Origin of the sequence: Pseudomonas sp. NCHU5216, from assembly GCF_052156495.1 — a bacterium.
Taxonomy (GTDB): Bacteria; Pseudomonadota; Gammaproteobacteria; order Pseudomonadales; family Pseudomonadaceae; genus Aquipseudomonas.
Genome location: NZ_JBQLIX010000014.1, coordinates 55148 through 80152 on the forward strand (window position 1 = coordinate 55148; position 25005 = coordinate 80152).

24 protein-coding genes are annotated in these 25005 nt (G+C 64.8%); 12 read left to right on the top strand and 12 right to left on the bottom strand.

Annotation, left to right across the window (positions count from 1 at the left end; genetic code table 11):
• Nucleotides 1-3 precede the first annotated feature (3 nt).
• From ACSVIK_RS12280 to ACSVIK_RS12290, 3 genes are read right to left on the bottom strand one after another with little or no spacing between them, the layout of a single operon-like run.
• Nucleotides 4-864 carry a rhomboid family intramembrane serine protease gene (locus ACSVIK_RS12280; protein WP_442444592.1) on the bottom strand — a complete coding sequence of 287 codons (861 nt, stop codon included), beginning with the start codon at nt 862-864 and terminating at the stop codon, nt 4-6.
• On the bottom strand, nt 861-1835 hold the full coding sequence (locus ACSVIK_RS12285; RefSeq protein ID WP_442444593.1) for a metallophosphoesterase: 975 nt from the start codon (nt 1833-1835) through the stop codon (nt 861-863). The genes ACSVIK_RS12280 and ACSVIK_RS12285 overlap by 4 nt, the downstream gene beginning before the upstream one ends.
• Entirely contained in the window at nt 1836-2723 is an 888-nt protein-coding gene (locus ACSVIK_RS12290) for an NAD(+) kinase (RefSeq protein WP_442444594.1), read from the bottom strand.
• A gap of 84 nt (nt 2724-2807) precedes the next feature.
• On the opposite strand from ACSVIK_RS12290, the gene ACSVIK_RS12295 reads away from it, so the two are divergent.
• Nucleotides 2808-3746, top strand: a complete 939-nt coding sequence (locus tag ACSVIK_RS12295) for a DUF1853 family protein (RefSeq protein ID WP_442444595.1) — start codon at nt 2808-2810, stop codon at nt 3744-3746.
• Nucleotides 3747-3772: 26 nt separating this feature from the next.
• Here the strand turns inward: ACSVIK_RS12295 and ACSVIK_RS12300 are convergent, their stop codons facing one another.
• From ACSVIK_RS12300 to ACSVIK_RS12320, 5 genes are all read right to left on the bottom strand, one after another.
• Nucleotides 3773-4879, bottom strand: a complete 1107-nt coding sequence (locus ACSVIK_RS12300; protein ID WP_442444596.1) for a cyclic nucleotide-binding domain-containing protein — start codon at nt 4877-4879, stop codon at nt 3773-3775.
• The gene (locus ACSVIK_RS12305) at nt 4876-5841 is read right to left on the bottom strand and encodes a 1-aminocyclopropane-1-carboxylate deaminase/D-cysteine desulfhydrase (protein ID WP_442444597.1); all 966 of its coding nucleotides are present in this window, start codon (nt 5839-5841) and stop codon (nt 4876-4878) included. The genes ACSVIK_RS12300 and ACSVIK_RS12305 overlap by 4 nt, the downstream gene beginning before the upstream one ends.
• Before the next feature lie 2 nt (nt 5842-5843).
• Nucleotides 5844-7202, bottom strand: a complete 1359-nt coding sequence (locus ACSVIK_RS12310; protein WP_442444598.1) for a chromosome partitioning protein ParA — start codon at nt 7200-7202, stop codon at nt 5844-5846.
• 210 nt (nt 7203-7412) lie between these two features.
• Nucleotides 7413-7832, bottom strand: a complete 420-nt coding sequence (locus tag ACSVIK_RS12315) for a nuclear transport factor 2 family protein (RefSeq protein WP_442444599.1) — start codon at nt 7830-7832, stop codon at nt 7413-7415.
• Nucleotides 7833-7882: 50 nt separating this feature from the next.
• The gene (locus tag ACSVIK_RS12320; protein WP_442444600.1) at nt 7883-9916 is read right to left on the bottom strand and encodes an oxidoreductase; all 2034 of its coding nucleotides are present in this window, start codon (nt 9914-9916) and stop codon (nt 7883-7885) included.
• Between the two features lie 201 nt (nt 9917-10117).
• On the opposite strand from ACSVIK_RS12320, the gene ACSVIK_RS12325 reads away from it, so the two are divergent.
• Together ACSVIK_RS12325 and ACSVIK_RS12330 are read left to right on the top strand one after the other, a co-directional pair.
• Entirely contained in the window at nt 10118-11134 is a 1017-nt protein-coding gene (locus tag ACSVIK_RS12325; RefSeq protein ID WP_442444601.1) for a carbon-nitrogen hydrolase family protein, read from the top strand.
• On the top strand, nt 11131-12213 hold the full coding sequence (locus tag ACSVIK_RS12330; RefSeq protein WP_442444602.1) for an AraC family transcriptional regulator: 1083 nt from the start codon (nt 11131-11133) through the stop codon (nt 12211-12213). The genes ACSVIK_RS12325 and ACSVIK_RS12330 overlap by 4 nt, the downstream gene beginning before the upstream one ends.
• Here the strand turns inward: ACSVIK_RS12330 and ACSVIK_RS12335 are convergent.
• A complete protein-coding gene (locus tag ACSVIK_RS12335) occupies nt 12174-12296 on the bottom strand; it encodes a hypothetical protein (RefSeq protein ID WP_442444603.1) in 123 nt (40 codons plus the stop codon). The two genes, ACSVIK_RS12330 and ACSVIK_RS12335, sit on opposite strands and share 40 nt — an antisense overlap.
• A 123-nt stretch (nt 12297-12419) precedes the next feature.
• On the bottom strand, nt 12420-13508 hold the full coding sequence (gene apbC / locus ACSVIK_RS12340) for an iron-sulfur cluster carrier protein ApbC (RefSeq protein WP_442444604.1): 1089 nt from the start codon (nt 13506-13508) through the stop codon (nt 12420-12422).
• 177 nt (nt 13509-13685) lie between these two features.
• Between apbC and metG the strand changes: the two genes are divergently transcribed.
• The 9 genes from metG (at nt 13686) to ACSVIK_RS12385 (ending at nt 23265) form a co-directional block, all read left to right on the top strand.
• Nucleotides 13686-15722, top strand: a complete 2037-nt coding sequence (gene metG, locus ACSVIK_RS12345; protein ID WP_442444605.1) for a methionine--tRNA ligase — start codon at nt 13686-13688, stop codon at nt 15720-15722.
• Nucleotides 15723-15871: 149 nt separating this feature from the next.
• A complete protein-coding gene (rsxA, locus tag ACSVIK_RS12350; RefSeq protein ID WP_277374313.1) occupies nt 15872-16456 on the top strand; it encodes an electron transport complex subunit RsxA in 585 nt (194 codons plus the stop codon).
• A complete protein-coding gene (gene rsxB, locus ACSVIK_RS12355) occupies nt 16453-17028 on the top strand; it encodes an electron transport complex subunit RsxB (protein ID WP_442444606.1) in 576 nt (191 codons plus the stop codon). The genes rsxA and rsxB overlap by 4 nt, the downstream gene beginning before the upstream one ends.
• Nucleotides 17025-19676, top strand: coding sequence for an electron transport complex subunit RsxC (gene rsxC / locus ACSVIK_RS12360; protein ID WP_442444607.1), 2652 nt, complete (start codon nt 17025-17027; stop codon nt 19674-19676). Before rsxB ends, rsxC begins: the two co-directional genes overlap by 4 nt.
• A 131-nt stretch (nt 19677-19807) precedes the next feature.
• Nucleotides 19808-20839, top strand: coding sequence for an RnfABCDGE type electron transport complex subunit D (locus ACSVIK_RS12365; protein WP_442444608.1), 1032 nt, complete (start codon nt 19808-19810; stop codon nt 20837-20839).
• A gap of 2 nt (nt 20840-20841) precedes the next feature.
• Nucleotides 20842-21477 carry an electron transport complex subunit RsxG gene (gene rsxG / locus ACSVIK_RS12370; RefSeq protein ID WP_442444609.1) on the top strand — a complete coding sequence of 212 codons (636 nt, stop codon included), beginning with the start codon at nt 20842-20844 and terminating at the stop codon, nt 21475-21477.
• On the top strand, nt 21474-22181 hold the full coding sequence (locus ACSVIK_RS12375) for an electron transport complex subunit E (protein WP_442444610.1): 708 nt from the start codon (nt 21474-21476) through the stop codon (nt 22179-22181). The genes rsxG and ACSVIK_RS12375 overlap by 4 nt, the downstream gene beginning before the upstream one ends.
• 155 nt (nt 22182-22336) lie before the next feature.
• A complete protein-coding gene (nth, locus tag ACSVIK_RS12380) occupies nt 22337-22975 on the top strand; it encodes an endonuclease III (protein WP_003245598.1) in 639 nt (212 codons plus the stop codon).
• Nucleotides 22976-23085: 110 nt separating this feature from the next.
• Complete coding sequence (locus ACSVIK_RS12385; RefSeq protein ID WP_004423730.1) at nt 23086-23265, top strand: PA3496 family putative envelope integrity protein; 180 nt, start codon at nt 23086-23088, stop codon at nt 23263-23265.
• Between the two features lie 56 nt (nt 23266-23321).
• Here ACSVIK_RS12385 and gloA read toward each other — a convergent pair whose 3' ends face one another.
• Both gloA and ACSVIK_RS12395 read right to left on the bottom strand, forming a co-directional pair.
• The gene (gloA, locus tag ACSVIK_RS12390) at nt 23322-23714 is read right to left on the bottom strand and encodes a lactoylglutathione lyase (RefSeq protein ID WP_442444611.1); all 393 of its coding nucleotides are present in this window, start codon (nt 23712-23714) and stop codon (nt 23322-23324) included.
• A gap of 70 nt (nt 23715-23784) precedes the next feature.
• Nucleotides 23785-25002: an argininosuccinate synthase gene (locus ACSVIK_RS12395; protein ID WP_442444612.1), complete on the bottom strand. Its 1218-nt coding sequence runs from the start codon at nt 25000-25002 to the stop codon at nt 23785-23787.
• Between the last annotated feature and the right edge of the window lie 3 nt (nt 25003-25005).

The following is a 25005-nucleotide window of genomic DNA, read 5'->3' on the forward strand; positions in this document are numbered from 1 at the left end:
GGTTCAAGCGTTACGTCGGGCCAGCATACCGCCAAGCAGCCCGGTCAGGCAGCCGGTGAGCAGGCCACCGACATGCGCGGCATTGGCGATGGCGCCGAACTGCAGCAGCTCGAAAACGCCGGTCATGCAGATCGCCAGCCAGGCCAGCATCATCACCAGCACACCAGGCGGTAGGCGATAGGCCGGATTGGGCGCCAGGCGCTGGTAGATCCAGCAATGCCCGAGCAGGCCATAGAGCACGCCGGACAAACCGCCGAACAACGAGGGCCCGGCCCACCAGTACTGGGCGAAGTTCGACGCCAGGCCGAACAGCAAAGTCAGCCCGAGCAGGCCGATGGCGCCCTGGCGAAACTCGATGCGCCGCCCCAGTTCCCAGTACCACAGGCTGTTCATCGCCAGGTGCAGCCAGCCGAAGTGGATCAGCATGGGTGTGATCAAACGCCACCATTGGCCGCTGGCCAGTGTTGCGTCCAGGTAGTTGAGGTAGATGTTGCCGCCGTCGATGCGAAAGTCGACGAAGCTCAGCCAGCGAATCGCGGCGTAGTTCTCACCTGTCAGAGTCACGGCGAACACGATGAAGGTGATCAGCAGCATCAGAGCCGTCAGCGGGCTGCGCCGTAGCTGCACCAGCACAGGGGTGCGCGAAGGCGCCACGGCCTGGGGAAAGTCACCATTCACATCACCTAGAGGATGCTGTGCGTAGAGCTCACGCACCTGCTCGGCCAGTTCCTCACCGTGCACCCAGAGCACCTGTTCACCGCCCTCCTCGGCCACCCGATGCGGCACGCGCAGGCGTTGCAGCAGGGCGATGAAGCCGCTGAGGTCGGTATCCAGCGGTAGACGTAGTGCAACGCTAGCGGTCATCGTGGCGCCTCCTGCGGGTCGACATCGACCCAGACGAATTTGCTCGCATCCAGACGCTGTTCATGATCGAGCCGGTAAGCCACCAGCCGGCCGCCGATCACCGCGCTGTAATCCAGGCAGGCCAGATTGGGGCGGATCGGCGCTGGCTTGCCGCGGCGCCAGTAGTGGCCGACGAACAGCGGCGGTTCGTGCGCGCCATATTTGAGCAACTCGTCCTTCTGCAGTTCGCTCAGGGGCGTCTGCGCCGCCAGCTCCGGCAAGGCATCGGGCTGGAAGACGATATCGCCGTAGGTCTGCGGATCCTCTTCCCAGAACTTGGTGCGGAAATAGGAACGGGTGAAGCCGTCGCCGCCGGTCAGGGTCAGGCCGTGCGGCAGGCGCATGTCGGTGCCACGCAGCAGGCGGTCGAGCGCCATGTTGGCGAAGCTGCCGGGTACCGCCGAGGCCTGGAGGAAATGCTCATCGATGCAGCCATCGGGAAACTGCTGCCTGAGCGGCGCGATCAGCTCGGCGTCCCAACAGGCATGCACGACACGGAAGCGCCCGGCATCAATGAACAGCGGCATCTGGTAGAACCAGCGCAGGAATTCGCGCCACTCCTGTGGGTGCCCCTCGAACTGCGCCAGGGTTTCGCGGATCAGGCGCAGGTGCCGTGGGCTGTGCTCGCGCACGTACTGGCGGCCGCTGCCTGGCGGTGCCGGCGTGCTCCAGCCCAGCGCGTTGTACTCATGGTTGCCCATGATGCACAGGGCCTGGCCGGCGCTGACCATGTCATGCACCAGATGCAAGGTCTCGCGAATACCCGGGCCACGGTCGATCAGATCACCGAGAAACAGCGCCATGCGCCGCGGGTGGCGCCACACGCCTTCCTGGCGGCTATAGCCCAGGCGTTCAAGCAAGCGTTCCAGGGTGCGCGCACAACCGTGGATATCACCGATCAGGTCATAGCCACGATGGGGGTCGATGGACATTCAGTCCTGCCCTCCCAGGCGGCTGCCCCAACCCAGCTTGGTACGGCAGACCTCGTAGTAGTTGTGATCCAGGGGGTGGATCAGACGCAGCTTCTGCGCCTTCTTGGCGACGTGCAGGGTATCGCCCGGCGCGCAAGTGAAGTGGTTCTGACCGTCGCAGGACACCTGCGGGTAAATGGTCATGTCCGCCGACACCACCACCTTCAGCTCGCTGTGGCCGTCGACCACGATGGGCCGGCTGGACAAGGTGTGCGGGTACATCGGCACCACGACGATGGCGTCCAGCTTGGGGTGCATGATCGGCCCGCCGGCGGACAGCGCATAGGCGGTGGAGCCGGTGGGCGTGGCGACGATCAGGCCGTCGGCCTTCTGGCTGCAGACGAACTGGCCATCGATATACAGCTCGAACTCGATCATCCGCGTCGACTTGCCAGGGTGCAACACCACGTCGTTGAGCGCATCGCCCTGGCCTATGGCCTCGCCCTGGCGGCGCACCTCGGCTTCGAGCAGGAAGCGGTTCTCGGTCAGGTACTGGCCTTCCAGTACCTGCGCCACCTTGAGCTCCAGCTCGTCGGGGCGGATGTCGGTGAGAAAGCCCAGGCTGCCACGGTTGATGCCCAGCACCGGCACCTTGTGCCGCGCCAGGGCGCGGGCGGCGCCCAGCATGCTGCCGTCACCACCGACGACGATCACCAGGTCGCACACCTCACCGAGCATCTTGCGCGAGGAGGTCTGCAGGCCATGGCCGGGCAGCAGGTCGGCGATGGTGTCTTCGAGGATCACATGCAGATGGCGGTCGATGAGAAAACGCTTGAGGCGGCGCACGGTTTCCAGCGCCCGTGTGCTACCCAGGCGCCCGATGATGCCGACATTGCGAAATTGATCCATGGGGTTCCCGCCAGACAGATAAGAAACGAAGGGGGATTATCGGCCAAAGGCCAAGGCAGCGGCAAACCGGGCTATGCTCGCCTGATGATCGCTCTCGACTCGCTGCACGACCTGCTGCAGACCCTGCGCACCCCAGCCGTGCGTGACCTGGCCTGGACGCTGTTGTCAGCGCCCTTGCTGGGTGAGACCACGAAACCCCAGCGTCATCCCCTGCAGGCCAGCGAGTGGGTTCGGCACCCACAGTCATTGGCCCACTGGCTGACCCGCCAGGACGAGGATCCCGGTGCGCTACACGCCTGGTTGGCGGACAAGCCGGTGCGGCGTCTTGGCCTGTACTACGAGCGCCTCTGGCAATACGCCCTGCAGGCCGCGCCAGATATCCAAGTCATCGCGGCCAACCTGGCGATTCGTCAGCATGGCCATACCCTGGGCGAGCTGGATCTGCTGCTGCGCGACGCAGAGGGCGAGCATCACTTGGAGCTGGCGGTGAAGTTCTATCTCGGCCCGGAGGCGGCCGACGGCAGCGATGCCAGCCAATGGCTCGGCCCCGGCAGCCATGATCGGCTCGACCTCAAGCTGAGCCACCTCGCCCAGCATCAGTTGCCGCTGTCGTCGCGCCGCGAAGCACGAGGAGCGCTGAACGAGCTGCAGGTGCGTGAAGTCCGCTCCGCTTTCTGGCTCGGCGGCTATCTGTTCTATCCCTGGCCTGGGGGCTGTGCACCACCGCGCGGCGCCAGCCCCCGACATCTGCGCGGGCACTGGCTGCGCCGAGCCGACTGGGCGGTCTTTGCCGGCCAGCAGCACGGCGCCTGCTGGCAGCCCCTGCCGCGGCTGGCCTGGCTGGCTCCGGCCTTGATCGACGCGGATCAACGCTGGTCGCAGGAGAGATTCGAGCATTGGTTGAGCGCCCTGCCGCCAGAGGCCCAGGCGCAGCTACTGGTGCGCCTGGAGGTCGATGACGCGGGGAACTGGCGCGAGGTGGAGCGGGTATTCTTGGTCAGCGATCAGTGGCCAGAAACGTAGCCCGGATTTCATCCGGGCTACAGGCCTCAGTGGCTACGTTCGGTACGCCCGCCGGAGCGTGCCAGATAGCCTGCCCCGCTCTCGCACAGCAGGGCATCACGCTGCACCGCCGGCAAGGCATCCAGCCCCTCGCGCAGGGCGTAGGCGCTGAAACCGAGCTGGCTGAGCAGAAACACCGCACTGGCGCTGCGCTTGCCGCTGTCGCAGTAGCACAGATAGGTGCGTGCCGGGTCGAGCAGACGGGCCTTGAGGCGCAGCAACTGCAAGGGCATGTGCAGTGACTGCAGGGCATGAGCCTGCTCGTATTCTTCCTGCAGGCGCACGTCCAGCCACTGCCCACCCTGGCTGAGCAGGCGCGAGGCCTCACCGAGGGAAACTTCCGCCACCACCGGCGCCTTGAGCAGGGCGAAGAAGTCCTGGCGATCCAGGCGCAGCACGCTGCCATCTTCGAGCATGGTCACCGTGGCATTGCGCGGGCGATCCGCCAGCAACGCCTCCTCACCGAAGCAGGCGCCCACCTCCAGCTCCGCCAGCACCTGACTCTCGCTGCCGGCGCCGCGCATCACCTCGGCACGCCCGCTGCGCAGGAAGAAGCAACAATCCCCAACCTCACCCTCCGCCAGCACCTGGCTGCCGGCTTTCAACTCCAGACGCTGCAGGCGCGTCAGCATGGTCTGCACATTGGCCGCTGGCACCTTGGCCAGCAACGGATTTTCCAGCAAACGCTCGAGCCACTCGATCTCTTCGCCGCTCTGCCCCATGGCCAGCAGCAGATCCTCGAAACTCAGGCGCCAGGTCAGCAGACGGTTGAGTACTGCGCTATCGATCACCAGCACGCTGCAATCGGTCATCGCCATGGCTTCGTGCAGCCGTGGCAGGCTGGGTGACAAGGGGTGGCAACTCGCTGGGCTGCCCGCCACCACGGACTGCGGCAAGCCATCACCTTGCAAGGACAGCTCGCCGGCCAGCAGGTAATAGGTCAGGTGGGCCTGGTCGCCGCGGCGAAACAGCGACTGCCCCGCCAGCAAGGGTTGTGGCACGAGCTGATCACGCAGCTCACGCCATTGCTGCTCGGACAAAGCATTGAGCGGCGTCAGGCTGCGCAGTTGTGCCGGTGTCAGGGGTTCAGTCATGAGAAGGCGTCCAGGCTCTGCAATACAGTGTAGTCATGGTGCGAGCCGAGCGTTGCCCGCCGCCCTTGCAAGCCGCCCGTGTGCACGAATACCAGGCGACTGCCACGCTTAAAGTAACCGTCGCCCACCTGCTGTCGCAATGCCAGCAGCGCCTTGCCGGTATACACCGGCTCCAGCGGCAGGCCGGCGTCGCGCTCCACGGTGGCCATGAAGGTCAGCAACTCGTCATCGCTGCGGGCAAAACCACGCCGCGCGGCCTCGATCAGACGATAGCCCTGGTCATCGCAGTCCGCCGTATGCAGCAACCCTCTCACCTGCTCGGGCACGCCGTAGCCGGCCGGCACGGCCAGGGCGCCATGCACCAGGCGCCTGCCTCGCTCGGCCAGCACCAGCCCGGCCAGGGTGGTGCCGGTGCCTGCGGCCAACCACCAGCCGTGGAAGTCCGTCCAACCCAGGGCCGTCATCTGCTGCTGCACCATGTCCGGCAACACAGTGCAGCCCTGGGCGCCGAGCTGCGAACGCCCGCCTTCGTTGATGGCATGGAACTGTGGGTAGCGCTCGCGCCAGGACGCCCAGAAGTCAGGCTCATGGCGTTTGCGGTAAGCGCCATGGCTGAGCCAGTGCAACTGCATGCCGAACGCCTGCAGATCGCGAATGGTCGGCGTGTCCTGCGGCTCGCCGCGCAGCAGGCCGATAGTGGCGAAGCCGAAACGTTTGCCGGCTGCTGCCAGCGCATGCAGATGGTTGGAATGGGCACCGCCTAGGCTGATCACCCCATGCGAGCCAGCCGCGTTGGCTTCGGCCAGGTGCGGGGCGAGCTTGAACCATTTGTTGCCGCTGATCAGGGCATCGATCAGATCCAGACGCAGGCAGGCCACCTCGACACCTGCCGCCTGCAGCCAGTCCAGACGCAGCGGTTGCAGGGGCGCCTGCGGCTGCCAGTCGATGCGTGGCAGAAGCAAGGTCAGTTGACGCCCTGCAAACGAGCGCTCGCCTTGTGCCGCGAACAGCAATTGGACTCACCCAGCACGAAACGGCTCGGCGTATCCACCCGCTCGATGGGCATGGCGCAGCGCTCGCCGGCCACCACGGCTTCGCAGGTAGGCTGCTGATAATGCGCCAACCATTGACGATACTGCGCCTCCGTTACGAAGCACTTGGCGGCGACGTATGCCATGGGGTTGTCCTGGTAGCGGGCGACATCCTGCAAGGCGATGGTCAGGTGCCCGGCGCCGGGATGATAGGCCACGAACACCACACCAAGCCTGGCCAGGCGCTCGAGCACCTGATCGCCACTCTGGCTGGCGATGGCATCGCGCTCGCGCTTGAGCCGTTCGATCTCCGCCTGGCGCTGGATATCCTGCTCGTTGCGGTAGGCCAGTTCGACATCGCGTATGGCCACCTGCTCCTTGTACTGGGCCACGGCCGCGGTGATCTTGGCTTGCAGCTCGGCCTCGAGCTGCGCTCGCAGAATGTCGCCCTCGGTGCGCCCATGGCGCTCCAGGGCACGCAGTTGCTGGGTCAGTTGCTCGCGGCTGTGCTGATAGTTCTGCGCCTGCTCGGTCAGTTGCGCCTTGAGCCGGGCATTGAGTTCCTGCTGCTGGCGCAAGGCCTGGTGCAGCTCCTGAAGCTGCGCCTGCTGACGCTTGCCCTGCTCCTCGCCGGCCAGCTTGAGCCTGGCCAGTTCTTCTTCATGCTGCTGGGTGAGGCTGGCGATGCGCAGACGCTGCTGCTTGATGAGCTGAGCGGTCTTGGCGCGATGCTCCTGATCCATCTTCTGCGCCAACTGTTCGGCCACCTCCTTGGCCGGGTCGGGCGCATACCATTTGTCCTCGGACGCCATCTGCAGGCGTTCGGCCTGCACCACCTGGGTGCTGTCGTCCTCGATCAGCAGGCCGAGCTGATTGCCCTTGACCGCATCGCGCAGGCGTACCAGATCGTTCTGCCCGGGCGTGAGATTGGGATCCCACAGGTGCATCTGATGCCAGGACACCGCGCACTGGCTGCGACAGGCCAGGCGGATAGGCCCGGCACCGAGATCCGGCCCGCGCCCGGCGCGATCGGCCAGGTGCTGCAGCGGGATGTTCCAGCCGGAATCGGGGCGGCCGTCCTCGTCGAAATCCAGATAGAAGAACACCGCCGCCTTGACCAGCAACCGCGGGTTGATCACCACGTAGACCATGCGCATCTGCTGATCGGCGAACTCGGGCATGTTCACCACGCCATCGAGCAAGGCCTCGAATTCGGGGTAGAGCATCTGCTTGCAGACGCCATGTTCCTTGAAGAACATCACGGCCTCTACCATCTGCGGCTTGTTCTGCATGCCTGTCGCCCCCCTCTGATGCGACTGAAACGACGCGCACGACGCCGGCACCAGGGCAATTCTGGCCCTGATGCGAACGTCGTCCTTGCGTGATCGGGCTAGTCTAGGGGAAAAAGTCGCAACGGCAATGTGACGCGATTGGCAGCCGGCCCGCTGGCAAGCCCTCTGCCAGCCAATGGTTAGGCCAAACTGTGACCGACTGGGCGAGACTCAGCCGCTGGCAGCGCCCAGGCGTTGTGCCATCTCTGCACCGAGGGCCTGCAGGCCACTCATGGGGCGCACCATCACCTCGAATTCGACGATCAACCCGGTTTCGTCGAAACGGATCAGGTCGATCCCTTTCAACTCACGCTCGCCGACCCGCGCGGAAAACTCCAGCACCACGCTCAGGCCATCGGCCGTGGCCAGTTCGCGGTGGTAGGTGAAGTCCTCGAACACCTGCAGCACGGTATTGAGGATCAAATTGACCTTCTGCGCTCCCGGGTAAGGAGTGTGCGCCATGGGCGAGCGGAACACGGCCTGCGGGTGCAACAGCTCGGGCAAGGCGCGCAGATCCTTGGCGGCGATAAACTGGTGCCAGCGCGCCAGGCTGGCGGCGGCGGCAGGTTGCAAGAGGGTATCGAGAGACATCGGCTTCTCCTTGTTGTTGGCTGCCCCGCACTGAGCGGGGTTCGGCTCGATCAGAGTTCGGCCGCCAGGCGCGAGCCCTGGTCGATCGCCCGCTTGGCATCGAGCTCGGCGGCGACGTCCGCGCCGCCAACCAGATGCACGCGCTGACCGGCACTCTCCAGCCCTTGCTGCAGCTCACGCAGAGGATCCTGGCCGGCGCAGACGATCACGGTGTCGACCGGCAGCACCTGCGGCTCACCACCGGCGATGCGGATATACAGACCAGCGTCATCGACCTTGAGATACTCCACCGAATTGAGCATCTGCACCTTCTTGTTCTTCAGGCCGGTGCGATGAATCCAGCCGGTGGTCTTGCCCAGGCCGTCGCCCACCTTGGTCTTCTTGCGTTGCAGCAGGAACACCTCACGCGCCGCCGGGTGCGGATGTGCCTCGACACCCGCCACGCCACCACGGGCCTCAAGCGTGGTATCGATGCCCCACTCCTTCCAGAATTCATCGCGGTCGAGGCTGGTGGCCTTACCCTGATGGGTGATGAACTCGGAGACGTCGAAGCCGATGCCACCCGCTCCGATCACCGCCACCTTCTGCCCGACCGGTTTGCGCTCGAGAATCGCATCCAGGTAGCCGATCACCTTGGCATGATCGATACCCGGAATCTCCGGGGTACGCGGGGCAATGCCGGTGGCCAGGATGATCTCGTCGAAGCCGCCGGCGACCAGATCGTCCACCGACACGCGGGTGTTCAGGCGCACGTCTACGCCGGTGGTTTCCAGCTTGCGCTTGAAGTAGCGCAGCGTCTCGTAGAACTCTTCCTTGCCCGGCACGCGCTTGGCCACGTTGAACTGGCCACCGATCTCGTTGGCCGAGTCGAACAGGGTCACGCTGTGGCCACGCTCGGCCGCCACGGTGGAAGCAGCCAGGCCAGCCGGGCCGGCGCCGACCACGGCGATCTTCTTCACCGAGGTGGTGGGGATGTAATTCAGCTCCGTCTCATGGCAGGCGCGCGGGTTGACCAGGCAACTGGTGAGCTTGCCACCGAAGGTGTGATCCAGGCAGGCCTGGTTGCAGCCGATGCAGGTGTTGATCTCGTCCGCGCGGCCTTCGGCGGCCTTGTTGACGAACTCCGGGTCGGCGAGGAACGGGCGCGCCATCGACACCATGTCGGCATCGCCTTCGGCCAGCACCTGCTCGGCCACTTCCGGAGTGTTGATGCGGTTGGTGGTGATCAGCGGGATCGCCACCTCGCCCTTGAGCTTGGCGGTGACCTTGGTGAAGGCCGCGCGCGGCACCTTGGTGGCGATGGTCGGGATGCGCGCCTCGTGCCAGCCGATACCGGTGTTGATGAGGGTGGCGCCGGCCTGCTCGATGGCCTTGGCCAGCAGCACGATCTCGTCCCAGGTGCTGCCGCCCTCGACCAGGTCGAGCATCGACAGGCGATAGATGATGATGAAATTCAGCCCCACCGCCTCGCGCACGCGGCGCACGATCTCCACCGGCAGGCGCATGCGGTTCTCGAAGCTGCCGCCCCAGCGGTCGGTGCGGTGGTTGGTGTGGGCAACCAGGAACTGGTTGATGAAATAGCCTTCCGAGCCCATCACCTCGACGCCGTCGTAGCCGGCCTGCTGGGCCAGCGCCGCGCAATTGACGAAATCGGCGATCTGCTTCTCGATACCCTCCTCGTCCAGCTCACGGGGTTTGAACGGGTTGATCGGCGCCTGGATGGCGCTCGGCGCCACGGACTTGGGGCTGTAGGCGTAGCGGCCGGCATGCAGGATCTGCATGCAGATCTTGCCACCGGCCTCGTGCACGGCCTGGGTGACGACCTTGTGCTTCTCCGCCTCTTCCTCCGTGCTCAGCTTGGCTGCGCCGGCATACACGCCGCCCTCCTCGTTCGGGCCGATGCCGCCGGTGACCATCAGGCCGACACCGCCCCGGGCGCGCTCGGCGAAATAGGCCGCCATGCGCTCGAAGCCGCCAGGCCTCTCCTCCAGGCCGGTGTGCATGGAGCCCATCAGGGTGCGGTTCTTCAGCGTGGTAAAGCCAAGGTCGAGGGGGGCCAGCAGGTGCGGGTAACGAGCAGTCATGGAATTCTCCACATCGCGGTGCAGTTCACGGATCGCCGCGGTCTCATGGGCACGCGGTCGGTTATGGAGGCAGACGATAAAGAGGCCAAACGGCAGGCTCAATGATCGAAACTGACAAGATAATGACCAAAGCAAACAGCAATGCTTGGCTTCCGTCACCATCCGACCTAACCTGAACGCACACACCCGCGAAAGATACTCATGCGTCGACTGATCTCCCTTTGCCTTATCCTCCTCCTGCTCGGCAGCCTCGGGACTTATGCCTACTGGTGCGAGCAACGGCCCCAGGTTCGCTACCTGTCGGATCTGCGCAGTCATCTGGCCCTCAACCTGGGCAACCCCGGCACCGCCGGCAACCTGCTGGGCATTCAGCCCGAACTGGTCAGCAGCGACTTGCAAAGCCTGGCGCGCCTGCGCCTGAAGCTGGCAGCCTACCTCGACCAAGCGCGCGACCTGGGCCTGCTCAACCCACGCACCGTGGTGGTCTTGCCCGAACATATCGGCACCTGGCTGTTCGCCATCGGCGAGAAGGACGAGCTGTATCAGGCCCCTGACCACCAGCGAGCGCTGCAGTGGTCGGCGGCGAGCAATCCGCTGGATTTCATCCAGGCAATGCTCTGGGCAGACGGCGATGCGCGCCTGCCCGACGCCCTGCTACGCACCAAAGCCAAGCACATGGCCCATGACTACCAGCAACTGTTCGGCGGCCTGGCGCGCGATTACGCCGTCACCCTGGTGGCCGGCTCCATCGTCCTGCCGGAGCCCCAGCTCGAGCACGGCCAACTGCAGGTCGCCAACGGGCCGCTGTACAACGTCAGCCTGGTCTTCGACAGCGCCGGCCAGCCATTAGGCCAGCCGCACCGCCAGGCCTTCGCCGCCGCCACGGCCAGCAGCCAGGCGCCAGAGGCGCTGCAGGTACTCGACACACCGGCAGGCCGGCTCGGCATCCTGCTCGGCGGCGATGCCCGGCACATCGCCAGCCATGCGCGGCAAGACGTCGAACTGTTGGTCATGCCCAGTGACATGGACGCCAACACGAATATGAGCGAATTCGGCGAACGCCTGCACGCACAGGGCATCCACGCCGGCATGCAGGTGCACATGCGCGGGCGCCTGTGGGAACGTAGCGGCCAGGCAGCAGCCCTGGCATACGTCGACGGTCGACTCAGCCAGGGCGATGCGAGCGCTGGCGCGCAACTGATCAACCTGTGGCTATGAAAGCCTCACGCGTTCGCCTGGGCGACCTGTCCGTCGGTTTCACCCAACCGCTGGCCGCCGCGCTGAGCGAGCATGGCCATGACCCGCAGCCCCTGCTGCTGCAGTTCGGCCTCGACGCCAAACGCCTGAGCGAACCCCGCGCGCGGCTTTCGATCCCCCGCTTCATGCGCCTCGGCCACAGCGCCATCGCCCTGAGCGGCGAGCCGGCGCTGGGCCTGGACATGGGCCGCCACAGCCACCTGGGCCAGATCGGCCTGGCCGGCATCTGCGCCGCGCAGGCGCCCGACCTGCGCGCAGCGGCGCGCACCCTGACCCGCTTCGAGCCGCTGTACGCCGCCAACTACCGGGGCCGCTCGGGCTTCGACGAAGACGCGCGCGGCGCCTGGCTGAACTTCTACTCCATCAGCCCATACAACGCCTACAACCGCTTCGTGGTGGATTCCGTGCTGGCCGGCTGGCTGAGCAACCTGGCGCAGGTGGCTGGCCAGCCCATCGCAGCGGAGAGGGTCGAAATCGAATTCCCGGCGCCGGACTATGCCGAACGCTACGAAACCTTGTTCGGCTGCCCGGTGGAGTTCGTCGCGGGAGCCAATCGCCTGCGCCTGAGCAACGAAACCCTGGCCCTGCGCAACCGCCAGCATTGCCCGGGCACCTGGAACCATCTGCTGGAATTGTGCGAACGCGAACTGGATCAGTTGACCCGCACCCGCAGCCTGCGCGAACGGGTGATCCAGCTACTGGGGCCATTGCTGCACGGCCACGAACCGGATCTGCAGGAAGTGGCGCGACGCCTGCAACTACCGAGCTGGACGCTACGGCGCAAGCTGGCCGAGGAAGGCACGCAGTTTCGCGCCATCCTCAACGACACCCGCCGCGACCTGGCCACGGCCTATATCCGCGACACCGAACTGGCCTTTGGCGAGATCGCCTACCTGCTCGGCTTCGCCTCGGCCGAAGCCTTCCAGCGCGCCTTCAAACGCTGGCTCGGGCAAACGCCCGGCGATTATCGGCGCGCACAACGCAGGGCCGCTGGCGAGGCTCAGAGTTCGGTGGCGTCGTCGGTATCGACGGTGTCCTGATCGAAGGCATCACGCTCGAGCAGTTCTTCCTGATAGTCGTCCATCTGCTGTTCTCCTCGGTCATCGGGTTTGACCGATAGCAAGCTACTTTGCCTGCATGAAGACAAGATGACGGAAAGCCGCAGGCTGATCACTGGATGAATGGCAATCAAGGCCTGCCGGCTGCTCAGGTTGTGCGCGGCGGAAAACCGTTACTGCGGCGGTTTTCAGTCCTCGCTGATCTCGATATTCGGCATGGTCGGTTTGCCCGCCAGGGCAATACGCGCGCCCACCTTGCGCGCCAGATCCTGATAGATCATCGCCAACTGGCTTTCCGGGTCGGCGATCACGGTCGGCTTGCCGTCGTCGGCCTGCATGCGAATGGCCATCGACAGCGGCAGGGAGGCCAGCAGTTCGACGCCGTATTGCGCGGCCAGCTTCTCGCCGCCACCCTCGCCGAACAGGTGCTCGGCGTGACCGCAGTTGGAGCAGATATGCACGGCCATGTTCTCCACCACACCCAGCACCGGGATGTGCACCTTGCGGAACATCTCCACGCCCTTCTTGGCATCGAGCAGGGCCAGATCCTGCGGCGTGGTGACGATCACACTGCCGGCCACCGGCACCTTCTGCGCCAGGGTCAGCTGGATGTCGCCAGTGCCCGGCGGCATGTCGATCACCAGGTAGTCGAGGTCATTCCAGGCGGTCTGGGTGATCAGTTGCAGCAAGGCGCCGCTGACCATCGGCCCGCGCCAGACCATGGGCGTGTTGTCGTCGGTGAGAAAGGCCATGGACATCACCTGCACGCCATGGGCTTCGAGTGGCACGAACCACTTCTGCTCCTTCACCTGCGGGCGTGTGCCTTCGGCAATGCCGAACATGATGCCCTGGCTGGGGCCGTAGATATCGGCATCGAGCATGCCCACCCGCGCGCCTTCGCGGGCCAGGGCCAGGGCCAGGTTGGCGGCGGTGGTGGACTTGCCCACGCCGCCCTTGCCCGAGGCCACGGCGATCACGTTCTTCACCCCGGCCAGCGCCGGCACCTGGGCCTGGCCCTGGTGCGAGTCGATCAGGCAGTCGACCTGCACCCGAGCGCTGTCCACGCCCTCGAGGTTCTCCAGGGCCATCTGCAGCATCTGCGCCCAGCCGTTCTTAAACAGCCCGGCGGCATAACCCAGCTCCAGGCGCACGGAAACGCGCGCACCCTGGATATCGACTTCGCGCAGGCAACCGGCGCTGACCGGATCCTGTTCGAGATGGGGGTCGGTGAACTGACGCAGACAGGCTTCGACCGCTTCGCGGGTGACGGCACTCATGCAAGAACTCCAGAAGGCAGGCAAAAAATCAGGCAGCCATCTTAACAGCAGAGCCCGGTTGCACACGTCTCACCGCGACCAAGACATGGCCGCTTTTACTTGCGGCTTGTAGCTTGCAGCTTGCAGCTTCCTTTATAGTTGCCGACTTCCCTCGTTTTACCAGTGCAGCCGATCACCATGACCGAAGCCCGCAAGATTCTCGTCACCAGCGCCCTTCCCTACGCCAACGGTTCGATCCACCTTGGCCACATGCTCGAGTACATCCAGACCGACATGTGGGTGCGCTACCAGAAACTGCGCGGCAACCAGGCCGTTTACGTCTGTGCCGACGACGCCCACGGCTCGGCCATCATGCTGCGTGCCGAGAAGGAAGGCATCACTCCGGAGCAACTGATCGACGGCGTGCGTGCCGAGCACATGGCCGACTTCGCCGACTTCCTGGTGGACTTCGACAACTACCACTCCACTCACTCGGAGGAGAACCGCGAGCTGTCGGCGTCCATCTACCTGGCGCTGCGTGATGCCGGCCATATCGCCACTCGCGCGGTGACCCAGTACTTCGACCCCGAGAAGGGCATGTTCCTCGCCGACCGTTTCATCAAGGGCACCTGCCCCAAGTGCGCGGCCGAGGATCAGTACGGCGACAACTGCGAAAAGTGCGGCGCCACCTACGCTCCCACCGAACTGAAGAACCCACGCTCGGCCATCTCCGGTGCCGTGCCGGTGCTCAAGGAGTCGCAGCATTTCTTCTTCAAGCTGCCGGACTTCGAGGCCATGCTCAAGCAGTGGACGCGCTCCGGCACGCTGCAGGAAGCGGTGGCCAACAAGCTGGCCGAATGGCTCGATAGCGGCCTGCAGGAGTGGGACATCAGCCGCGATGCGCCCTACTTCGGCTTCGAGATCCCCGGCGAGCCGGGCAAGTATTTCTACGTCTGGCTGGACGCGCCCATCGGCTACATGGCCAGCTTCAAGAACCTCTGCACACGCCGCCCGGATCTGGACTTCGACGCCTTCTGGGGCCAGGACTCCACGGCCGAGCTGTACCACTTCATCGGCAAGGACATCGTCAACTTCCACGCCCTGTTCTGGCCGGCCATGCTCGAAGGCGCGGGCTATCGCAAGCCGACCGCGGTGAACGTGCATGGCTACCTGACGGTGAACGGGCAGAAGATGTCCAAGTCGCGCGGCACCTTCGTCAAGGCGCGCACCTACCTGGATCACCTGAATCCGGAATACCTGCGTTACTACTACGCCAGCAAGCTGGGCCGTGGCGTCGATGACCTCGACCTGAACCTCGAGGACTTCGTGCAGAAGGTCAACTCGGATCTGGTCGGCAAGGTGGTCAACATCGCCAGCCGCTGCGCCGGCTTCATTCACAAGGGCAACGCCGGTGTGCTGGTCACCGCCAACCCCGAGCCAGCCCTGTGGGAGGCCTTCCAGACTGCCGCCCCGAGCATCGCCGACGCCTACGAGGTGCGTGATTTCTCCCGCGCCATGCGCGAGATCATGGCGCTGGCCGACCGTGCCAACGCCTGGATCGCCGACAAGGCGCCCTGGGCCTTGAACAAGGTTGAGGGCAAGCAGGCCGAGGTGCAGGAAATCTGCGCCCTGGGCATCAACCTATTCCGTCAATTGGTGATCATGCTCAAGCCGGTGCTGCCGAAACTGGCCGCCGATGCCGAGGCCTTCCTCAACGTGCCGGCCCTGACCTGGGCCGATCTGGCCACACCGCTGGCCGATCACCAGCTCAACCCCTTTACCCCGCTGCTGACCCGTATCGAACAAGCGAAGATCGAAGCCATGACCGAAGCCTCCAAGGAAGACCTGGCCGCCGAAGCCGCCCCACCACAGGGCAATGGCGAACTGGCCAAGGATCCGCTGGCTGCCGAGATCAACTTCGACGCCTTCGCCGCCGTCGACCTGCGCATTGCCCTGATCGAGAAGTGCGAGTTCGTCGAGGGCGCCGACAAACTGCTGCGCCTGTCGCTGGATATCGGCGACGAGAAGCGCAACGTGTTCTCCGGCATCAAGTCAGCCTACCCCGACCCGAGCAAGCTGGAAGGTCGCCTGACCCTGTACGTCGCCAACCTGGCGCCGCGCAAGATGAAGTTCGGCATCAGCGAAGGCATGGTGTTGGCTGCTGGCCCCGGCGGCGAGGAAATCTACCTGCTCAGCCCGGACAGCGGCGCCAAGCCGGGCCAACGAGTGAAATAAGCTGCAAGCGAAACAGGATGCGGGCTGGTGCTGAACGCCAGCCTGGCTTTTGCGCTTTTACTTGACGCTTGTGGCTTGTAGCTTGCCGCTGCTTCTCCCGATAATAGGCGCCCATTTCCTAAGGCCTTTGTGCATTCGACGGCAAACCGATGACCGAACTCGTCCTGATCATGGTCAGCGCCATCCTGGTCAACAACTTCGTGCTGGTGCAATTCCTCGGCCTGTGCCCGTTCATGGGCGTGTCGAAGAAGATCGAGACCGCCATCGGCCTGTCCCTGGCCACCACCTTCGTGCTGACCCTGGCCGCCATGTGCAGCTACCTGGTGCAGCAGTACGTACTCAAGCCGCTGGATCTGGAGTTTCTGCGCACCATCAGCTTCATCCTGGTGATCGCCGTGGTGGTGCAGTTCACCGAGATGGTGGTGAACAAGACCAGCCCCTTGCTCTATCGCGTGCTGGGCATCTTCCTGCCGCTGATCACCACCAACTGCATCGTCCTCGGCGTGGCCCTGCTCAACGCCAACAAGGCCGAGTTCACCTTCGTCACCGCCACCGTCAACGGCTTTGCCGCAGGCCTGGGCTTCTCCCTGGTGCTGGTGCTGTTCGCCGCCATGCGTGAGCGCATCGCCATCGCCGACGTGCCGAAGTCCTTCCAGGGCGCGGCCATCGGCATGATCACCGCCGGGCTGATGTCGCTGGCATTCATGGGCTTCTCCGGGCTGATCAAGCTATGAGCCTGGTTCTGGTCGCCGTCCTTGCCCTGCTCGCCCTGTGCCTGATCGCCGGCGCCATCCTCGGTTTCGCCGCCGTGCGCTTCAAGGTCGAGGGCGACCCCATCGCCGAACAGATCAACGCCCTGCTGCCGCAGACCCAGTGTGGCCAGTGCGGTTACCCCGGCTGCAAACCCTACGCCGAGGCCATCGCCGGCGGCGACAAGATCAACAAGTGCCCGCCCGGTGGCGAAGCCACCATCCAGGCACTGGCCGATCTGCTGGATGTCGAGCCCGAGCCGCTGGATGCGGTGGAAGGCGAGAAGCCGCAGATGGTCGCCTTCATCCGCGAAGCGGAATGCATCGGCTGCACCAAGTGCATTCAGGCCTGCCCGGTGGACGCCATCGTTGGCGCAGCGCGGCAGATGCATACGGTGATCGCCAGCGAGTGCACCGGCTGCGACCTGTGCGTCGAACCCTGCCCGGTGGACTGCATCGACATGCTCATCGTTGGCAGCAGCGTGCAGAGCTGGAAGTGGGACAAACCACTGCCACCCGGCCAGTTGATCGCCAGCGACCGGGAGCAGGCGGCATGAGTGCATTGGCCAAAGAAAGCATGAAGATCTGGGACATCCCTGGTGGCATCCATCCGGCCGAGCGCAAGGAACTGTCCAACCGCACGCCGATCCAGCCAGCGCCGCTGCCCAAGCGCCTGGTGTTGCCGCTCGGCCAGCATATTGGCGCTGCCGCCGAACCCTGCGTGGCTGTCGGCCAGCGCGTGCGCAAGGGCGAGAAGATCGCCAATGCCAACGGCTTCGTCAGCGTGCCGCTGCATGCGCCCACCTCCGGCACCATCGCTTTCATCGGTGAGCAGCCTTATCCACACGCCTCCGGCATGCTGGCACCGGCCATCGTCATCGACAGCGATGGCCTGGACGAGTGGATCGAACTGGCACCGCATCCCGACTACCGCAGCCTTGAGCCCGCCGAACTGCTGGCACTGACTCGCGAGGCCGGCATCAACGGCCTGGGCGGCGCCGGCTTCCCCACGGCGGTCAAGCTCAAGGCGCGACCAACGCAGAAGATCCACACGCTGATCATCAACGGCACCGAGTGCGAGCCCTATATCACCGCCGATGACCTGCTGATGCGCGAACGCGCCGCCGAACTGGTGGCAGGTATCGAGGTGCTCGCCCATCTGATCCAGCCCGAGCAGGTGCTGATCGGCATCGAGGACAACAAGCCCGAAGCCGTCGCCGCCGTGCGCGCCGCCTGCAACGGGCATGACTACCAGGTACGGGTATTCCCCACCAAGTACCCGTCCGGTGGCGAGAAGCAGCTGATCCAGATTCTCACCGGCGTCGAGGTGCCCAGCGGCGGCCTGCCCGCCGATATCGGCATCCTTTGCCAGAACGTCGGCACCTGCGTGGCCATCCACGATGCCGTGCTGCTGGGCAAACCACTGATCTCGCGCATCACCACCTTGACCGGCGAAGCGCTGACGCGACCCGGCAACGTCGAGGCACTGCTCGGCACACCGGTGGGCGAACTGCTCACCTTCGCCGGCCTTGATCAGGGCAAGCTCAACCGCCTGATCATGGGTGGGCCGATGATGGGCTTTACCCTGCCCAGCCTCGAGGTGCCGCTGATCAAGACCAGCAACTGCCTGCTGGCCAGCACCGCCAAGGAACTGCCGCCGCCAGCGCCGGCCATGCCCTGCATTCGCTGCGGCGAATGTGCTCAGGCCTGCCCGGCCAGCCTGCTGCCGCAGCAACTGCACTTCTTCGCCCTGGGTCAGGAACACGAGCAGCTCAAGGAACACAACCTGTTCGACTGCATCGAGTGTGGCGCCTGTGCCTACGTCTGCCCGTCGAGCATCCCCCTGGTGCAGTACTACCGCGTGGCCAAGGCGGAAATCCGCGAGCTGGAGCAGAAGCAGCTCAAGGCCGAACACTCCAAGCAGCGCTTCGAGCAACGCCAGGAACGCCTGCGCCGCGCCGAGGAGCAGAAGGAAGCCGAACGCAAGGCCCGCGCCGAGAAAGCCGCACGCGCCAAGGCCGCGCAAGCCGACGCCCCTCCTGCAGTGGCGGCTTCACCGGCGGACGAAGCGCTGAAAAAGCTCAAGATCGAAGCCAGCATGGCCCAGGTTGCGTTGAAGAAGGCGGAAAAACAGCTTGCCGCCCACGATACGCCCGAGCTGCAGGCGCAGGTTGCCGAGCTGCGCGCCGCTGCCGAAGCCGCGCAAAAAGCTCTGGCCGATGCCCAGGCGACAGCCCCTGCCCCAGCCCCCAAGCCAGCAGGCGACGAGGCGCTGAAAAAGGCCAAGATCGAAGCCGCCATGCTCAAGGCGCAACTGCGCAAGCTGGAAAAGCTCGAAGCCCCCGACGACGAACAGCAGGCCGAGATCGCCCGCGTGCGCCAGCAGTTGGAAGCCGCCGAGAAAACCCTTGCCGAGCTGGACAGTCCGAAACCCGCTGCCGCCGCCAAGCCAGCCGGCGACGAGGCGCTGAAAAAGGCCAAGATCGAAGCCGCCATGCTCAAGGCGCAGTTGCGCAAGCTGGAAAAGCTCGAAGCCCCGGACGACGAACAGCAGGCCGAGATCGCTCGTGTGCGCCAGCAACTGGAAGCGGCCGAGAAAGCCCTCGCCGAGCTGGACAGTCAGAAGCCCGCTGTCGCCACCAAGCCAGCCGGCGACGAAGCGCTGAAAAAGGCCAAGATCGAAGCCGCCATGGTCAAGGCGCAACTGCGCAAGCTGGAAAAACTCGAAGCCCCGGACGACGAACAGCAGGCCGAGATCGCCCGTGTGCGCCAGCAACTGGAAGCGGCCGAGAAAGCCCTGGCCGAGTTGCAGAACCAGGCGCCTGCGCCGGCTGCCAAACCCGCGGGCGAAGAGGCGCTGAAGAAAGCCAAGGTCGAACTGGCGATGAAGCGCGCCGAACTGAAGAAGGCCGAGAAGGCAGGCAGCGACGAAGCCGCATTGCAGCCGCTGCGTGATGCCCTGGCCGCTGCCGAGCAGGCCCTGCATGCCGCCGAGGCGGCCTCCGGCAAGCCAGCGCCGGAGCTGGTGCGCACTGAACGCCCCGGCGTGAATGCCGAACTGAAAGCCCTGAAAACCGAAGTGGCCTTTGCTCGTGCCGATCTGCGCAAGCTGGAGCGGGACGACAATGCCGCCGCCGATGCGCTGGAGCAGGCACGCACGCGCCTGGCCGAAGCCGAACGCAAGCTGGCGGAATACCAAACCTGACAATTTTCCCGGATTGCATCCGGGCTACAAAAGACACCCCGCCGCGCCGGAGCATCCGGGCGGCACAGACACCGTAGCCCGGATGCAATCCGGGGAATGCACAACGCAGTATCAGCACCACCGGAGCGCCGATGGCCCTGCCCCGCATCACATCGCCCCACGCCACGGGCAGCAACCGTACCCAGCAGGTCATGCTGCAGGTGCTGCTGGCCTGCGTGCCGGGCATCCTCGCCCTGACCTGGCTGTTCGGCGTCGGCACCCTGTTCAACCTGGTCTGGGCCAGCCTCTGCGCCCTGGGCTTCGAGGCGGCGCTGCTGGCCGCTCGTCAGCGCCCGATCACCTTCTTCCTCAAGGACTACAGCGCCCTGGTCACCGCCGTGCTGCTGGCCCTGGCCCTGCCACCCTATTCGCCCTGGTGGCTGACGCTGATCGCCTGCGGCTTCGCCATCGGCCTCGGCAAGCAGCTCTACGGTGGCCTTGGGCAGAATCCGTTCAACCCGGCGATGGTCGGCTACGTGGTGGTGCTGATCTCCTTCCCCGTCGACATGACCAGTTGGCCCGCGCCACACGCCGTCGCCGCGCTGGACGGGATCAAGCACATCCTCGGCATCGCCAACCTGCCGGATGGCTGGGCCCAGGCCACCGCACTGGATGCATTGAAGGTGAACAAGAGCCTGACCATCGACGAGTTGCACGCCAGTCACCCAGCCTTCGGCCATTTCGGCGGTGCCGGCAGCGAGGCGGTCAACCTGGCCTTCCTCGCTGGCGGCCTGTACCTGCTGCACAAACGCCTGATCACCTGGCATGCACCAGTGGGCATGCTCGCCGCGCTGTTCGTCATGAGCCTGCTGTTCTGGAACGGCAGCGGCTCGGACTCCAACGGTTCGCCGCTGTTCCACCTGCTCACCGGCGCCACCATGCTCGGCGCCTTCTTCATCGTCACCGACCCGGTATCCGGCGCCACCAGCAATCGCGGGCGCCTGGTGTTCGGCATCGGCGTCGGTGTGCTGGTCTACGTGATCCGTACCTGGGGCGGTTACCCGGATGCGGTGGCCTTCGCCGTGCTGCTGATGAACCTGGCGGCACCGACCATCGACTACTACACCCGGCCGCGCAGCTACGGCCACCGCAAGCCCAATAGCGGCTTCAAGCTGGGAGAATGAGCATGCTGCCGGAAATCAGCCGCTCGATGCTGAAGAACGCCCTGGTGCTCGGCCTGTTCGCCATCGGCACCGTCGGTACCGTCGCCCTGCTGCAACAGGGTACCGCCGAGCGCATCGCCAATGCCGAGCGCGAAGCGCAGGTGCGTGCCCTGGCCGAGATTCTGCCGGCCGGCAGCTATGACAACCACCTGCTGGATAACCGCATCGAACTCAACGCCCCCGAACTGGGCCACCGCAGCCCGCAGTCGGCCTATCTGGCGCTCAAGGGCGGCGAGCCCAACGCGCTGATCCTGCCGGTGACCGCACCGGACGGCTACAGCGGCGCCATCCACCTGCTGGTGGGCATCTACGCCGATGGCCGCCTGGCTGGCGTGCGCGTGCTCAGCCACAAGGAAACCCCAGGCCTGGGCGACAAGATCGAACTGGCCAAGAGCGACTGGATACTCGGCTTCACCGGCAAATCCCTGAACGACCCCGGCGAAGACGGCTGGGCGGTGAAAAAGGATCGCGGCGACTTCGACCAGTTCGCCGGTGCCACCATCACCCCACGTGCCGTGGTCAAGGCCGTGCACGGCGCCCTGCGCTACTTCGACACGCACCGCGCCCAGTTGCTGGGCCTGGCGGAGGACGAACGATGACCTCTTATCGCGAAATCACCCTCAATGGCCTGTGGAAGAACAACCCGGCGCTGGTGCAACTGCTCGGCCTCTGCCCGCTGCTGGGGGTAAGCAACTCCACGGTCAATGCCCTGGGCCTGGCACTGGCCAGTGCCGTGGTGCTGGTGTGCTCCAACACCGCCGTGTCGCTGGTGCGCGGTGTGGTCAACACCGCCGTGCGCCTGCCGGCCTTCGTCATGATCATCGCCGCGCTGACCACCTGCATCGAGTTGCTGATGCAGGCCTACACCTATGAGCTGTACCAGATCCTCGGCATCTTCATCCCGCTGATTACCACCAACTGCGTGATCCTCGGCCGCGCCGACGGCTTCGCCGCCAAGCACGACCCGGCCCGCGCCGCCTACGACGGGCTGATGATGGGCCTGGGCTTCGGCTCGGTGCTGGTGCTGATCGGTGCCATCCGTGAACTGTTCGGCACCGGCGCCCTGTTCGCCAATATGCACCTGCTGTTCGGCCCCATGGCCGCCGACTGGAAACTCACCCTGGTACAGGACTACCGCGGCTTTCTGCTGGCCATCCTGCCGCCGGGCGCCTTTATCGTTCTCGGCCTGCTGATCGCCGGCAAGAACCGTATCGACCAGATCGCCGCCGAAAAGGCCAAAGCCGCAGCGCCCGAAGCACCAGCACAGAGCCGCCGCGTGCGCGTTACCGGGGTCATCGAGTGATAGCTGCAAGCTGCAAGCTGCAAGCTGCAAGACAGACCGTAGCCCGGATGCAATCCGGGAATACCCAAACCACCCTGCAAGCTCCAGGCGCCCCTGAGCTGAGACGCCCTTCTGCTTTTACTTGTAGCTTGTAACTTGAGGCTTGTAGCTCCCCTATGAACGCTGCCAAACGCCTGGAAATCTTCCGCCGCCTGCATGAGGACAACCCCGAGCCGAAGACCGAGCTGGCCTACAGCACGCCCTTCGAGCTGCTGGTGGCGGTGACGCTCTCGGCCCAGGCCACCGACGTCAGCGTCAACAAGGCCACGGCCAAGCTGTTTCCCGTGGCCAATACCCCGGAGGCCATCTATGCCCTGGGCGTCGAGGGTTTGAGCGAGTACATCAAGACCATCGGCCTGTACAACAGCAAGGCGAAGAACGTCATCGAAGCCTGCCGCATCCTCATCGAGAAACACGGCAGCCAGGTGCCGGACAACCGCGAAGACCTCGAAGCCCTGCCCGGCGTCGGCCGCAAGACCGCCAACGTGGTGCTCAACACCGCCTTCCGTCAGTTGGCCATGGCGGTGGACACGCACATCTTCCGTGTCAGCAACCGCACCGGCATCGCGCCCGGCAAGAACGTGGTCGAGGTGGAGAAGAAGCTGCTCAAGTTCGTGCCCAAGGATTATCTGCTCGATGCCCACCACTGGCTGATCCTGCACGGGCGCTACGTTTGCACCGCGCGCAAACCGCGCTGCGGCGCCTGCCGTATCGAAGACCTGTGCGAGTACAAGGCCAAGACCTCCGACGATTGATCGGACATAGAATCTGGCGATCATCTGATTGAAAAAATCTTTTTTACCCGCTCATTTTTTGTCGCTATAAGGTGCGCAAATGGCCCTGGTAGCTGGCCTGGAGTGAAGAAATGAGCACAGACAAAGAAGACCTCGAGCTGGACGAAGACTTTGTCGCGGACGATGCAGACGATGCCGAGCCTGCGGTGGAAGTCGCCAAGACCAACCTGACCAAGCGCCGCATCATCGACAACTTCCTCGAAGAACGCCGCCTGCATAAACAGTTGGCCGAATACGACTTCGATATCTGAGTGTCGAGCTGTACGGAAAGAGCCCCGCGACTTGCGGGGCTTTTCGTATCGGTCGATCAGTCGCGGCGCGCCGGCGAGAGCAACTCGATCTTGTAGCCGTCCGGATCCTCGACGAAGGCCAGGATGCTGGTGCCGTGCTTCATCGGCCCTGGCTCGCGGGTGATCTTGCCGCCACGGCCACGAATATCCTCGCAGGCCTTGTAGACATCCTCGACTTCCAGCGCGATATGGCCGTAGCCGGTGCCCAGCTCGTAGCTGTCCACTCCCCAGTTGCAGGTCAGCTCGATCACACTGTTGTGCGCCTCGTCGCCATAGCCGACAAACGCCAGGGTGAACTGACCGTCCGGATAGTCCTTGCGCCGCAGCAAGGTCATACCCAGCACTTCGGTATAGAAGGCGATGGACTTGTCCAGGTCGCCGACGCGCAGCATGGTGTGCAGTAGCCTCATGGGGTTTCACTCCTCTAGAAAGCAGAACCCCGGCACGTGGCCGGGGTTCTTGTGGCGCAGGTCGCTCAGCTTAGACCAGCTTGCGGCCCTTGCCAGCGGCGATACGCATGCGCAGGGCATTGAGCTTGATGAAGCCGGCTGCGTCCTGCTGGTTGTAGGCGCCGCCATCTTCCTCGAAGGTCGCGATATTGGCGTCGAACAGCGAATCGTCCGATTTTCGGCCGGTGACGATGACGTTGCCCTTGTACAGCTTCAGGCGCACCACACCGTTCACGTTGGCCTGGGAAGCGTCGATCATCTGTTGCAGCATCAGACGCTCCGGGCTCCACCAGAAGCCGTTGTAGATCAGGCTGGCGTATTTCGGCATCAGCTCGTCTTTCAGGTGAGCCACTTCGCGATCGAGGGTGATCGACTCGATGGCGCGGTGGGCCTTGAGCATGATGGTGCCGCCGGGGGTTTCGTAGCAGCCACGGGACTTCATGCCGACGAAGCGGTTCTCGACGATGTCGAGACGGCCGATGCCGTTCTCGCCGCCGATGCGGTTCAGCTCGGTCAGCACCTGGGCCGGGGTCATGGCCTTGCCGTCGATGGCGACGATGTCACCGCCCTGGTAGGTCAGCTCGATGTAGGTGGGGGTGTCCGGCGCCGCTTCCGGCGACTTGGTCCAACGCCACATGTCTTCTTCGTGCTCGGTCCAGGTGTCTTCCAGCACGCCGCCTTCATAGGAGATGTGCAGCAGGTTGGCGTCCATGGAGTACGGCGACTTCTTCTTGCCGTGGCGCTCGATCGGGATGGCGTGCTTCTCGGCATAGTCCATCAGCTTCTCGCGCGACAGCAGATCCCACTCGCGCCAGGGGGCGATGACCTTGACGCCTGGCTTGAGCGCGTAGGCGCCCAGCTCGAAACGCACCTGGTCGTTGCCCTTGCCGGTAGCGCCATGGGAGATGGCGTCAGCGCCGGTCTCGTTGGCGATCTCGATCAGGCGCTTGGCGATCAGCGGACGGGCGATGGACGTACCCAGCAGGTACTCGCCTTCGTAGATGGTGTTGGCGCGGAACATCGGGTAGACGAAATCACGCACGAACTCTTCGCGCAGGTCGTCGATGTAGATTTCCTTGACGCCCAGGGCCTGGGCCTTGGCGCGGGCCGGCTCGACCTCTTCGCCCTGGCCGAGATCGGCGGTGAAGGTCACCACTTCACAGTTGTAGGTATCTTGCAGCCACTTGAGGATCACCGAGGTGTCCAGGCCACCGGAATAGGCCAGAACTACCTTTTTGACGTCCGCCATGCC